Origin of the sequence: Embleya sp. NPDC050154, from assembly GCF_044460165.1 — a bacterium.
Classification (GTDB): domain Bacteria; phylum Actinomycetota; class Actinomycetes; order Streptomycetales; family Streptomycetaceae; genus Embleya.
This window is the reverse complement of the sequence record NZ_JBITJP010000004.1, coordinates 211,358-225,568: the sequence shown is the minus strand read 5'-3', so window position 1 is coordinate 225,568 and position 14,211 is coordinate 211,358. Positions and strand designations below refer to the sequence as shown.

General features: G+C 71.7%; 4 protein-coding genes. All 4 read right to left on the bottom strand.

Features of this window, described 5'->3' with window-relative positions; all coding sequences use genetic code 11:
* Nucleotides 1–334 precede the first annotated feature (334 nt).
* Nucleotides 335–559, bottom strand: a complete 225-nt coding sequence (locus ACIBSV_RS10505) for an MbtH family protein (protein ID WP_395861357.1) — start codon at nucleotides 557–559, stop codon at nucleotides 335–337.
* Entirely contained in the window at nucleotides 556–10,968 is a 10,413-nt protein-coding gene (locus ACIBSV_RS10500) for an amino acid adenylation domain-containing protein (protein ID WP_395861355.1), read from the bottom strand. Before ACIBSV_RS10500 ends, ACIBSV_RS10505 begins: the two co-directional genes overlap by 4 nt.
* A gap of 1,052 nt (nucleotides 10,969–12,020) precedes the next feature.
* Entirely contained in the window at nucleotides 12,021–12,425 is a 405-nt protein-coding gene (locus ACIBSV_RS10495; RefSeq protein WP_395861353.1) for a RidA family protein, read from the bottom strand.
* 338 nt (nucleotides 12,426–12,763) lie between these two features.
* A complete protein-coding gene (locus tag ACIBSV_RS10490) occupies nucleotides 12,764–14,140 on the bottom strand; it encodes an amidase (protein ID WP_395861351.1) in 1,377 nt (458 codons plus the stop codon).
* Nucleotides 14,141–14,211 lie beyond the last annotated feature (71 nt).

Below are 14,211 nucleotides of genomic sequence, written 5' to 3'. Positions count from 1 at the left end.
GCGAAGTACGTGGATGCAAGCCCGAACCCCTGATAGATACAGAGAGTTATCAGAAATTATCACAAAGTAGTCACCTATTCGGTGATACCGTCTCATTTCGCCTGTCGCGTGGGCGCTACCGGTACGGTTCGGCTCCGCTTCGCGACGGAACCCGGCTTCCCGGCGCAACCCTCCACGCGCGCCGTCCACCGAGCAGCCCCGTTCGACCCCCACTCCCCCAGCCCGCCCCGACACGCGCCCTCGATCGCTCCCGAAGCCGATCGAGGGCGCCCCGTCGTCGACCCATGCCGGGCCGTCCGCCCGCGCCGGGTCGTCCCAGGCTCCTGCCGTTCTCTTACCCCTGGGCGTTCATGGCGTCGATCAGGCTTTGCGGGCGCATGTCGGTCCAGGTGCGTTCGATGTGGTCGAGGCAGGTCTGGCGGCTGTCCTCGGGATGCGCCACGGTCCATCCGGCGGGTACGTCGAGGGTTGCGGGCCACAGTGAGTGCTGGTTCTCGTCGTTGACCAGGACGAGGTAGGTGGCGTCGTTGTCCTCGAAGGGGTTGGTCGTGTGGGTCATGTCGGCTCTTTCCGGTCGTGCGCTGCCGGTGCCGGTGCACCGGCGGGAACGGGTTCGGGGTCGTGGTCGGGGTCGGATGTACCGGCCGGCATGGTCGCGGCGATCCCGTCGAGGCGAGCCGCGAGGGCGGGGCCGATCCGGGCGAGCGCGTCCGGTTGCATCAGCCCGTTGTGACGGGCGGCGATCTCGAGGATCTCGATCCGCCCGCGCACGTGCGGGCGCCACGCCGTGGGCTCGGGAATGCGCGGATCGCGGTCCGTGGTGGCCTTGAACAGCAACATGTCCCCGTCGAACACGCCGGGGGTGAACGCCTGCGCTGCCACCGCGTTGTGGTCCAACACGGCCGCGACGGCCGCGAGTTGATCCGGCTGCAGACCGGCCAGGACGTGCTCTCGTTCGCGCAGCACCCGGGCGAGTCCGTCGTAGGTCGCCGGAAGGGTGGCGAAGGCGCCCGGGTCACAGTCGAGAACGAGAGCCAGGTGTTCCGCTCCGCGGTGAAGCGCGGATTCGTCGGGAGAGATCGCGTACAGGGGGTAGGCGTCGAGAACGGCCAGCAGCGCCGTGTGCTCGCCGCGCGTGGCCAGTTCGGTGGCGATGGCGTGCGCGATCAGTCCGCCGGCGGACCAGCCGAGCAACTGGTACGGCCCCTCCGGCTGCACCTCGCGGATCTGTTCCAGGTAGTCGGCCGCCATCTCCTCGACCGAGGCGGGCGCGGATTCCGGGTGGGTCAGGCCACGAGCCTGAAGCGCGTACACGGGCTGGTGCGGGTGCAGGTGGCGCAACAGCCCGCCGTACGCCCAGCCGATGCCGCCGGCGGGATGAACGCACCACAGCGGCAGCCGACTCCCGTGCGGACGCAGCGGCAGTACCACCTCCATGACGTCACCGGGGCGACCCGCTCCCGCTCGCTCGGCCAGGCCGGCCGGGGTGGGTGTCTCGAAGAGGGTGCCGAGTGCGATGTCGACGCCGAGGACGGCGCGGATTCGGGAGATGAGACGGGTGGCGAGAAGGGAGTGGCCACCGAGGTCGAAGAAGGAGTCGTCGGTCCCGACGGCCGGCAGATCCAGAATCTCGGCGAACAGTTCGGCGATGACCCGTTCGTGGGGGGTTCGTGGAGCTGTGCGGGTGTCGTCCTTGGCGTTCGGCCGGTGTTCCGGGGCGGACAGCGCCGTGCGGTCCGGTTTGCCGTTGGGGGTCAGCGGCATGGCGTCGAGGAAGACGAACGCCGAGGGGACCATGTACTCGGGCAGGTGCCCTCCCATGTACGCGCGCAGTTGGGGGACCGTCGGGCTCTCGCCCCGCGTGGGCACGAGGTGGGCGGTGAGGCGTTTGTCGCCGTGTCGGTCCTCGGGGGCCGTCACGACGGCCTGGGCCACGCCGGGGTGCGTGGTGAGAACTGCTTCGATCTCGCCGAGTTCGATGCGGAACCCGCGGATCTTGATCTGCTGGTCGCCTCGTCCGCAAAATTCCAGGCCCGTGCCGTCGGCACGCCACCGGGCGAGGTCGCCCGTGCGGTACATCCGTTCCCCGGGCGCACCGAACGGGCACGCCACGAACCGCTCGGCGGTCGGGGCCGGACGGTTCAGGTAGCCGCGGGCGACGCCCGAGCCGGCGAGGTAGAGCTCGCCGGTCACTCCCGGCGGCAGCGGGTCGAGGGCGGCGCCGAGGACCCAGGCGTGCATGCCGGGCATGGGCCGGCCCAGCGGCAGCGGCCGATCGGTGGCGACCACGGGTCCGAGCCGGTGGTGGGTGGCGAACGTCGTCGTCTCGGTGGGGCCGTAGACGTGTACCACCAGCGTGCCGGGACAGGCTTGCCGGATCCGGGCGGCGGCGGCAGGGGAGACCACGTCGCCGCCGGTCCATACCTCGCGCACGCCGGCGAGGCAGTGCGGTTGCTGTTCGGCGATCAGGTGGAACAGTCCGCAGGTGAGGAACACGGCGGTCACCGCGTGGCGGGTGAGGACGCGGTGGAGGGTGTCGATGTCGAGGGGGTCGGGTGGGGCGAGGACGACGGTGCCGCCGTTGAGCAGGGGTGTCCACAGTTCGTAGGTGGAGGCGTCGAACGCGGTGGGCGAGTGCGCCAGGACCCGCTCGTGGGCGCCGCCGCGCCAGGTGGGGATCAGTGCCAGCGCGGCCACGTCGTGGTGGGTGACGGCGATGCCCTTGGGTTCGCCGGTCGACCCGGAGGTGAACATCACGTACGCGAGCCGGCGCGGGTGGCAGGCGATGTCCGGGTCGGCGTCGCTGTGGTCGCCCCGTTCGAGCGTGGTCAGCGTGTCGGGTGTCAGCAGCAGCACCGCGTCGGTCCGGCGCATGATCAGGTCGATGCGCGAGGGCGGGAACCGCGGGTCCAGCGGCACGTACACCGCTCCGGCCTTGACGATTGCCAACAGGACCGCGACCAGGTCGAGGGAGCGTTCCAGCAGGACCGCCACCGTGTTCTCGGGTCGCACCCCACGGTCGATCAGGGCGTGGGCAAGGCGGTTCGCGCGCTCGTCCAGTTCCCGGTAGGTCACGATCGTGTCGCCGGCGATCACGGCCGGCGCGTCCGGCGTGGCCCGCGCCTGCCGGGTGAACAGTTCGGGCAGTGCGGCCCACGGCACGCCCTCGTCCTGTGCCTCGGGCCGCCCGGTGCCGGACCGCAGCGTGTGTCGCTCGTCCTGGGAGAGCAGGTCGATGCGGCCGATGGGTGTGTCGGGATCGGCTGCGGCTGCCCGCAGCAGGCGGGTCCATCGTGCGGTCAGCGTCTCGATCGTGGACCGGTCGAACAGGTCGGTGGCGTACTCGAGCGTGCCGTCCACACCGGCGGGATCGCCGTGCGGACCGTACCGTTCCTCCAGGGCGAACGCGAGGTCGACCCGGGCCGTTCCGGTGTCCAGGGGCACCGCGTCGGCGCGCAGTCCCGGCAGGGCGAGGTCTTGTGCCGGTGCGGGATGGAGGCCGAGCATCACCTGGAAGAGTGGGTGTCGGGACAACGACCGGGTGGGGTTGAGTTCTTCCACCAGTTGCTCGAACGGCAGGTCTTGGTGGGCGTAGGCGGTCAGGGCGTTGTCGCGGACGCGGGCGAGGAGTTCGGCGAATGTGGGGTCGCCGGAGGTGTCGGCGCGCAGGACGAGGGTGTTGACGAAGAATCCGACGAGGTCGTCGAGGGCTTGGTCGGTACGTCCGGCGATGGGGCTGCCGATCGGGATGTCGGTGCCCGCGCCCAGGCGGGTGAACAGGGCGGCGAGCCCGGCCTGCAGGACCATGAACAGGCTCGCGCCGTGGCATCTGCCCAGATCGGTCAGGGCGGCGTGCACTCCGGCGTCGAGTTCGAAGGCGAGGCGCTCGCCGCGGTGGGTGGCGGCCGCGGGGCGGGGCCGGTCGAAGGGTAGTGGGAGCTGGTCGGGCAGACCCTTCAGGGCGCCCTTCCAGTAGGCGAGTTGGCGGGCCGCGAGACTGTCGGGGTGGGCCGGGTCGCCGAGCAGATCGTGCTGCCACAGGGTGTAGTCGGCGTATTGGACCGGCAGCGGTTCCCATGCGGGTTCCTCGCCGCGGGCCCGGGCGGCGTAGGCGCGGGTCAGGTCGCGCGAGAGCGGGCCCGTCGACCAGCCGTCCCCGGCGATGTGGTGCACCAGGAGCAGCAGCACGTGCTCGTCCGGTCCGGTGATGAAGAGCTCCGCGCGCAGTGGCGGTTCGACGGCGAGATCGAAGGAGTACCGGGCGGCGGCGGCGAGCCGCTCCCCGAGATCGCTCTCGTCGAGCCGGGTGACCGGCAGGCACAGGTGCCCACGGGTCTGCGTCGCGTCCAGCACCCGCTGGTGCGGCACGCCGTCCTCCGACTGGGGAAATACCGTGCGCAGGCTCTCGTGTCGGGCTGCCACGTCGGCGAGGGCGGCGTGCAGGGCTTGTCGGTTCAGGTGGCCGGTCAGGCGCAACGCGAGGGGAATGTTGTAGGTGGGGCTGGGACCCTCGAGGCGGTGCAGGAACCACAGGCGGCGCTGGGCGAAGGACAGCGGCACGTGCCGGGGGCGTTGCCCGCGGCCCAGGGCGGGCCGCCTGACCGGACTCCCCTGGTCGAGTCGTCCGGCCAGGTCGGCTGGGGTGGGGGCTTCGAAGAGGGTGCGCAGTTCCACGTCGGTGTCGAGGACGGCGCGGATGCGGGAGGTGAGGCGGGTGGCGAGGAGGGAGTGTCCGCCGAGGTCGAAGAAGTTGTCGTCGGCGGACACGTGCGGGAGGTCGAGGGTTTCGGCGAACAGTTCGCACAGCAGACGTTCTTGCGGGGTGCGTGGGGCTCGGTGTTCGGCCGGGCGGTGTTCGGGTGCGGGGAGCGCGGAGCGGTCGAGTTTGCCGTCGGTGGTCAGCGGCAGCGCGTCCAGGGTCGTGAACGTCGAGGGGATCATGGATTCGGCCAGATGCTCGCGTGCGTGCGCTCTCAGGTCCGAGGGGCGCGCGACGCGGCCGGCGGTGGGGACCAGGTAGGCGACCAGGCGTTTGTCGCCGTTCCGGTCCGCACGGACGACGACGGCGGCCCGGTCCACGTCCGGGTGGTTCGCCAGGACGGTTTCGATCTCGCCGGGTCGGATGCGGACACCGCGGATCTCGACTCGGTCGTCGGCGCGGCCGCAGAGATCCAGTCCGTTCTCGTCCGAGCGCCATTTCGCGAGGTCGCCGGTGCGGTACATGCGTTCGCCGGGCCGGCCCCATGGGCAGGCGACGAACCGTTCGGCGGTCCGGTCGGGCCGGCCCAGGTAGCCGCGGGCCATGCTCGCCCCGGCGAGGTACAGCTCCCCGATCACTCCCGGCGGCACCGGCCGCAGGGCGGCGTCCAGCACGTAGGCGCGCATGCCTGCGACGGGCGCGCCGATCGGCGGGGCGGAGCCGGTGGGGGCGAACGGGGCACTCGTCGTCGCCGATACTGTGGTCTCGGTCGAGCCGTGGGCGTTGATGGTGCGTCGCCCGGACGCCCACCGGTCCAGCGGGTCCACCGGGTCCACCGGGCACGCCTGGCCGGCGACGGCCGGCGCGGTCGCCGGGCCGTCGTTCGCGATCGCACCGACCGGCGCCGACGCCGGCACGGTGGCGTGCGCCGGCCCCGACGGCGGGTCGGTGAGCGCGGACAACGGGTCGGCCACCGGCGTGAGCACCAGCGTGGCACCGGACAGCAGGGCGGCGCACAGGTCCCGGACGAAGACGTCGAAGGTGGGAGAGGCCAACACGCGGCTGCCGGTGCCGAGTCCGAGCTGCTCGGCCTGGGCGGCGGCCATGTGGGGGATGCCGCCGTGGGTGACGGTGACGCCTTCGGGCCGGCCGGTGGCGTCGGAATCGTAGACGACACAGGCACTGTGCCGGGGGTCGACGGCGATGCCCGGGTCCGTGGCCGGTCGTTCCTCCCCCAGGACGGTGACCGTGTCCGGGTGGTCGAGGACGAGCGCGGGGCGGGCGTCGTCGAGCATCGACCGGATGCGGGCGGCCGGGGAGGCGGGGTCGACGGGCAGGTAGGCGGCCCCGGCCTTGAGCGTGCCCAGGATCGCGACGACGAGGTCGACCGAGGGGGGCAGCACGAGGGCGACGATGTCCTCGGGGCCGATGCCGCGGGCGATCAGGGCGTGGGCGAGCCGGTTGGCGCGGGCGTTCAGTTCCCGATAGGTCGGTTCGCCGTCGCCGGCGATCAGCGCGAGAGCGTCCGGTGTTTGCTCCACTTGTGCGGCGAACAGTGCCGGCATCGATCGTCCCGGCGTCGCGGGAGCGGTCCGGTCGAACTCTTGGAGCACTCGTCGGCGTTCTTGTGCCGACATGATCTCCACGTGGCCGATCGGCCGGTCGGGGTCGTCCGCCACCGACGCCAGCAGGCGCGTCCACCGGTCCGTCAGCGCCTCGACGGCGGCGCGGTCGAAACAGTCGGTGGCGTATTCGACGGTGCCGACGATCCCGTTCGGGGCGCCGTCGGGGGTGTGCTGTTCGGCGAGGCTGAGCGTCAGGTCCATGCGCGCCGTGCCGGTGGGTGTCGGCCGGCCGCTCACGCGCAGGCCGGGGAGCTCGAACGTCCCGGCGGGGGTGTTCTGGAGGACGAGCATCACCTGGAACAGGGGGTGGTGCGCGAGTGAACGCGCCGGACTCAGCTCTTCCACCAGGCGTTCGAAGGGCAGGTCCTGGTGTGCGTAGGCGGCCAGGTTGGTGTCGCGAACACGGGTGAGGACTTCGGTGAACGAGGGGTCGCCGCTGGTGTCCGTGCGCAGGACCAGGGTGTTGACGAAGAACCCCACCAGGTCGTCGAGGGCCTCGTCGGTGCGCCCGGCGATCGGGGTGCCGATGGGGATGTCGTGCCCGGCACCGAGGCGGCTGAGGAGGGCGGCGAGACCCGCTTGGAGGACCATGTGCAGACTCACCCCGCGTTCGCGGGCGAGATCGAGCAGCGCGGCATGGAGGTCGGCGCCCAGCGTGATCTCGGTGGTGGCGCCGCGGTGGGTGGCCTCCGCGGGGCGTGGCCGGTCGGTGGGCAGCGCGAGTTGCTCGGGCAGGCCGGCCAACGCCTCTCGCCAGTAGGCCAGTTGGCGGGCAGCCAGGCTTTCGCGATCCGCCGGATCCCCCAGGAGGTCCCGCTGCCACAGGGTGTAGTCCGCGTACTGCACCGGCAGCGGCTTCCATGCGGGTGCCTCGCCGCCGCGCCGCGCGGTGTACGCCGCCGTCAGGTCCCGTGCCAGTGGGCCCATCGACCAGCCGTCCCCGGCGATGTGGTGCACCACCAAGGACAGCACGTGCTCGTCCGGGGCCAGGGCGAACAGTTCGGCGCGAAGCGGCGGTTCGGTCACCAGGTCGATGCCGCGGCGCGCCGCCGTCGCGAGTCGGTCCTCCAGCTCCGCCTCGCCGACGGACGTCACCGCCAGGGACAGGTGCCGACGGATTCGCCTCTCGTCCAGGACCTGCTGACAGGGCAGCCCGTCCTCGGACAGCGGGAAGACGGTGCGCAGGCTCTCCTGTCGCACGGCGACGTCCCCCAGGGCCTGTTCCAGCGCCGCCGGGTCGAGTTCCCCGGACAGGCGCAGCCCGAGGGCGATGTTGTAGGTGGGCGTGGGGCCGTGCATGCGGTGCAGGAACCACAGGCGGCGCTGGGCGAACGACAACGGCAGCGGCTCCGGACGCTGCTGCGGGCGCAGCCCGGGCCGAGCCTGCCCCGCCTCGTCGAGCCGGGCGGCCAGGCCGGCCGGCGTGGGTGCCTCGAACAGGGTACGGATCCCCACCTCGACGCCCAGCACCGCGCGGAGGCGGGAAATAAGGCGGGTGGCCAGCAGGGAGTGGCCGCCGAGGTCGAAGAAGGAATCGTCGGCGCCGACCCGGGGCACGCCCAGGACCTCGGCGAACAACTCACCCAACACCTGTTCGTGTGGGGTGCGCACGGCCCGGCCGCCCGCACCGGGGTGATGCTCGGGAGCCGGTAGCGCGGCCGTGTCCAGCTTGCCGTTCACCGTCAGGGGAAGCGCGTCCAGGGTCACGAACTCCGCCGGAACCATGTAGTCGGGCAGGTGCCCTCGCGCGTGCTCGCGCAGCTCCGGGGCCCGCGCACCGCTGGGGGCCGGGACGATGTAGGCGACCAGGCGCTTGTCGCCGGGCCGGTCCTCGCGGGCGACGACGGCGGCGTGAACCACGTCCGGATGCGCCGCGAGGACGGTTTCCACCTCGCCGGGTTCGATCCGGAAACCGCGGATCTTGACCTGCCGGTCCGCGCGGCCGAGGTAGACCAGGGCGCCGTCCGCGCGCCGGCGCACCATGTCCCCGGTGCGATACATCCTCTCGCCCGGTGTCGCGTACGGGCAGGCGACGAAGCGTTCGGCGGTGAGGCCGGGGCGGTTGAGGTAGCCGCGGGCGAGACCTTCGCCGGTGAGGTACAACTCGCCGGGCACGCCGGGCGGTACCGGCTGCAGGGCGGCGTCGAGAACGTGGGCGCGCAGGTCGGGCAGGGCGGTGCCGATCACGCTGGCGCCCGCCGCGGCGGCGGTCTCCCGGTCGAACGCGGCGTGGGTGGCGTACACCGTGGTCTCGGTGGGGCCGTACATGTTGACCAGCACGGGCGCGTCGTCGCCGTGGCGGCTGTACCAGTCGTCCAGGCGGGCGGGGTCCAGGGCCTCGCCGCCGAGCAGCACCGTGCGCAGCGACAGCGCCTGCCCGACCTGCGGGGCTTCGCGGTCGGCGTGCATCAGGGGATGGAACGCGGACGGGGTTTGACAGAGCACCGTCACGCGCTCGTCGGCCAGCAGGCGCAGGAACTTCCCTGGGGAGCGGGTGGTGTCGTGGGGAACGACGACCAGGCGCCCGCCGTGCAGCAGCGAGCCGAAGATCTCCCAGACCGAGGCGTCGAAGGTATAGGAGTGGAACAGCGCCCACACGTCGTCCGGACCGCACGCGAAGAGGTGTCGGGTCGTGGAGAGCAGCCGCACCACGTTGCGGTGCGGGATCAGCACACCTTTGGGTCGGCCGGTCGAACCAGAGGTGTGGATGACGTAGGCCGGATGCCGGGGATCGATGGCGACGACGGGATCGGAATCGGGGTGGTTCTCCAGCAGCGCCGCCGTCGAAGGGGCGTCCAGCAGCATCGAATCCGTGCCCGGGGCGGGATCGATCGCGGCCCGGATCGCGGTATGGGTGAGCAGCAGAACCGCGCCGGTGTCGGCGAGCGTGGCCACGATCCGCGCGGCGGGGCAGCCGGGTTCGATGGGCAGGTACGCGGCACCGGCCTTGAGCACTCCCAGGATCGCGGTCACCATCTCGACGCCGCGGGGCAGCACGAGGGCGACGATGTCCTCGGAACCGACACCGCGGGAGATCAGGGCGTGCGCGAGCCGGTTCGCACGGGCGTTCAACTCCCCGTAGGTCACGGCGTCGTCCCCACACACGACGGCGACGGCCTCCGGGGCGGTGTGAGCGCGAACCTCGAACAGCCCGGGCACGCTGGTGTCCGCGACTTCGGCCGGCACCTCGTCGCGGCGGCCCACCAGCTCGCGGCGCTCACCGTCGGAAAGCAGGTCGAACGCGCCGATGCGTCGATCGGGGTCGGCCGTGGCCATGGCGTCCAGAAGGCGCAGCAACCGCGTTTGATGGTCGACCAGATCCGCGTCGCCGTACCGGTCCGCGGCGGCGTGCAGTTCCAGCCGCATCCCGGCTCCGTCCCGCTGCTCCAGGGCCACCAGCGTCGGGGCGGCGACGGCTCCTCGGGAGAGGTTGTGCATCGTGGAGCGGTGGCCGGCGAACGTGAGGGAGGCGCCGAACGTCATGACGTTGACGATCATGAAGAATCGGGAGCCGATCCGGTCGGGCAGGCCGAGGTCGCGGGTCATGTCCTCGCCGCGATAGCGCTCGTGCGCCACGGCCTGCTCCACCGCATGGTCGACTCGGGCGAGCAACTCGGCCAGCGGCATGGCCGGATGCACCTTCAGGCGCAGCGGCACGACGTTGGCCAGTACTCCCGGGATGTTGAGCAGGTCACGCCGCGAGCGGCCGGAGACGACCAGGCCGAGCAGCACGTCCCGCGCGCCGGTCAGCCGGTGCGCGTACGCCGCCGCGGCGGCGACGACGTAGCGCGACCGCTGTGTCCCGGTCTGCTCGGTCGCCTTCCGCAGCGCCTCCGACGATGCCATCGGGCGCGCTTGGGTCCTCCGGGCGGCACCGGGAAACCACAGGCCGTCGCCTGCGCCGACTTCCGTGTGCGCGAGGTCCGGCCGGGCGGGCAGCGGGGCCGGGTCGGGCAGGTCGGCGAGCACTTTCGTCCAGTGCGCGCGGTCGGCGTCGTACTGCCCTGAGGTCCGGTAGTCCAGGTCGGCCCGCACCAGATACGCCGGCGACCCGAACGGGGAGGCTCCCGTCGCCTTTCCGGCGACCATAGCCGTGTACACCCGTGCGACCCGGCGCGCGACGAGGGCGAACCCGAAGCCATCCATCACCAGGTGGTGACTGCTGCCGTACCACCACCAGCGGTCCGTCCCCAGTCGCAACAACACGAACCGGAACAACGGACCGCGCGACACATCCATGGGGGTGTCCATGTCCGCTGCCATCCACGCCCGCGCCGCCGCCTCCGGGCAGGGCTCACCGCTGACGTCGACAAGCGGGAACGACAGGTCCGGGTCCGCGTCCACGACCTGCACCGGGCCGTCCTCGCCCTCGATGACGCGCGCCCCCACCGCCTCGGTCTCCGACACGGTCTGCCGCAGCGCGGCCTGGAACAGCGCGGCGTCGACCGGGCCGTGGATCTCCACGCACTCCGCGACCCGGTACGCCGCTCCCCCACCGGGGGAATGTTGCTCGGCGAGCCAGAACTCCCGCTGTGCGGAGGTCAGCGGCAGCGCACGGGAGGCGACTCCCTCGCGCCCCTCCACGGGGTTCGAACCGGGTTCCGGGTCGGGATCGGACACGATCGTGGTGCCAGGGCTGGACAACGGAGGACCTCCGGGAGGCTCGGACAACAGACGGGGACCGCAGCTGCGGGGTCGGTCGGGGGCGCCACCCGGGCGAACACTGCTGAGGAATGAAAGCCACGGGAGCGGCGGCCGCCACATCCGCGGTGTGCGTGGCGACTCCCGGCCCGGGCCGTCCGAGCGTGCCTGTGCACCGATCGCCGACCGCGCCTTGTCTTCCGCGCGGCATTTCTCCGAACATACGAAAATCCAACCAGGGGGTTAGTCGAGTGGGCAACGAAACAGGCGCGACGCACTACGAACGGGTGAACAACCCTGGGCCGCTTGGCGGGCCGGGACGACACGTGGCCGACGTCGCCTCGACACACGTCGAGGCCGAGGTCGCCGAGCGGGACTTTCGCCCGAACGGGCACGTCCCCGGCGCGGCTGGGTCGAGGCCACCGCCGTACTCGCCGACGAACCCCGCAGGCGTACCGCTACGCCGAAACCGGCCTGGTCACCGATGCCGGTGAACTCCACGACATTGCCCGGGCCGTCCTCGGATTCAGTGGTCGCGGACACGGGGACGACGAACCCAATAGGGTGCCGCCCAAGCACGACAGGTCTCCGAACTCGCACGCTCCATGCGCGGGGACTCCGCCAACGGCTACTTCATCAACCTGCCCGGCACTCGACGGCCGCAGGGCGCTTGCCCACAGGGATGATCCGCGCGACGGACAACGACACCGGCTCGACGACACGCCGGACCGTAAGCTTCCGTCCGGAGCGACGAGACGGACCTGTCGGCCGGGTTTCCGTCGCCAACGACTGGTGCGTCGATCACCTTGCCTCGGTGCGCCTGGGGCCGTCGGCCGGGACGGCAGCCGACGGCCCGAGCAACGTATGGGCCGCTAAACGGTATTCGTCCGGCCCCGGGGCCGCGTGGTGCTATCTGAACAGGCGGTCGCTGCTGTTGGCCATGCGGTGGGTGCCGCTGTGTGCGTTCACCCAGTCACGGATCATCTTGACGGCGTTGCCGCATTGCCAGTTGTTGTCGTAGTCGCGCACCCCCGCGACCCGCCGAACGCGTCGCCTCAGCGCACCGCGCCGATGGCCTCGATCTCGATCAGCCACTCGGGATCCGCCGGCGCGGCGACCTGCACGAAGGACTCGGCCGGGAAGGGGTCGGCGTACGACGCTTCGCGTATCGCCTCGTAAAGGTGCTGGTGCGCGATGTCCGTGACGAAGACGGTGACCTTGACCAGATGGTCGAGGCCGGATCCGGCAGCTTCGAGGACGCTGCCGACATGGGCCATGGCCTGGCGGGCCTGGGCCGCGAAGTCGCCGGGCGCGACGGTTTTCCCGTTGTCGTCGACCGGTGCCTGCCCCGAAGTGAAGATCAGGTCGCCGACGCGGATGCCGAGGGAAATGCGGGTCGGGGCGTACCAGTCGGCGTCGACGGTGACACGAACGGGAACGGAGGCGGCCGGCTTGGTCATGGTGAGTCCCTGGTCGACGGTCCGGGAGGACCGGGGGCTGAGGATGGATCTCCACGGTGGCCGGGGCCGAGCGCGGTGGTCCGCGAGGAGTGCAGTCGCGGTAATCGCGTCGCACGGAGGTAGCGGCGATCCGCCGTCTCCGCGCAGGACCGTAGCACATTTTGAACCGATCGATCCAAAACCGTTTCGGGCGCTCCGTTGCCCCGCAAGGACTGCACGGCCTCTGCGAACCGCCGGGAGCGGTCCGGGTTTCGGGCTTCGCCCCGAGGAGGCGGACGACCGCGGCTCCGCCCGAATTCGTGCCCTGTAGCGAGGAATCGGGATTCCGCCCCGGGAAGTCACCCCGAAACAGCAACCGTTGCCTCGGCCCGTGTCGGAAGCTCCGCGATGTGGAAGAGGGTGTGTTCGCGGCCTGTCGGGGCGACCAGTTGCAGGCCGGTGGGGAGGCCGTCCACGGGAGCCGCCGGCAGCGTGAGCGCGGGAACGCCGACGAGGTTCCAGGGGAAGGTCAAAGACAGCAGGAGCGCGCGGACCTCGACGGGCGTACCGGCGACGTCGAGGTCCCGGCAACCCAGGGGTGGCGCCACCACCGGCACCGTGGGCAGTGCCAGTACGTCGTGTTCCTCGAAGAGACGGGCCACCGTCCACGCCGCGAAGCTCCGGACGCGGTGTGCGTGGCCGACCTCGTCGTCCCCGACCGCCCCCGCCACGCGCAGGCGTTGCAGGACCTCCGGATCGAACAGACCGGGCTCACGCTCGATCCGGTCGGCGTGCACCGCATGGGCCTGCCGGCCCTGAATGGCGAGGAACGCCTGCCGCAACCGCGCCGCTCCGGGGAAGGGGACGTCGGGAACGGGGCCGACACGCTGTTCGAGTGCATCCCGTGCGGCCCGCGCCACCCTCGGGTCCGTGGGTCCCAGCCCGCGGGTGTCCAGCCACGCGATGCGGAGCGGAGCGGTCGTCCGGGCAAGCTCCGGCGCGCTGCCCGCGAGCACGTGGTGCGCGGTGAGACAGTCCCGTGCGCCGCGAGCGTGGATGCCGACGTGGTCGAAGGCCGTCGCCAGCGGGAAGACGCCCTCGGTGGGCAACGCTCCGAAGGCGGGCTTGAATCCGTGGACGCCGCAGAGTGCCGAGGGGATGCGTACGGAACCGCCGGTGTCGGTGCCCAGAGCCAGCGGAACCATTCCCGCCGCGACCGCCGCCGCGCTGCCACCACTGGATCCACCGGTCATGCGGCTCGGGTCGTGCGGATTGCGCGAAGCCCCTTGGAGAGAACGGTCGCCGGTCGGGCCGTAGGCGAACTCGTGTGTGGTGGTCTTTCCCACGATGACCGCGCCTGCCTCGCGAAGCCGGGTCACACAGGCCGCGTCGACGGCGGGAACGTGGTCGCAAAAGTGTGCCGACCCGTAGGTCGCCGGCAGGCCCGCGACGTCGATGAGGTCTTTGACGCCGACCGGGACACCGTGCAGGGCGCCACGATCGCGGCCCGCGCCCAGTTCGCGGTCGGCCCGCTCCGCCGCCTCCAGAGCCCCGGCCGGATCGACCGCGACGAAGGCGTTGAGCCGATCGTTCGCTCTGGTGATCGCGTCGAGCGCGTGGTGGGCCAGTTCCACGGCCGAGACGCGTCGTGCGCGCAGGGCGTCGGCGAGGTCCGCGAGCGTGTGGTTCGTGAAGTAGCCGGAGATCGCCGGCTCGACCCTGCGGTCGGTCGTCATGTGCGTCCCTCGTATCGCGTCGTCGTGGGTGGTCGTGCGCGGTCGTGGGCGGTTCGACGCAGGGCCGGTCC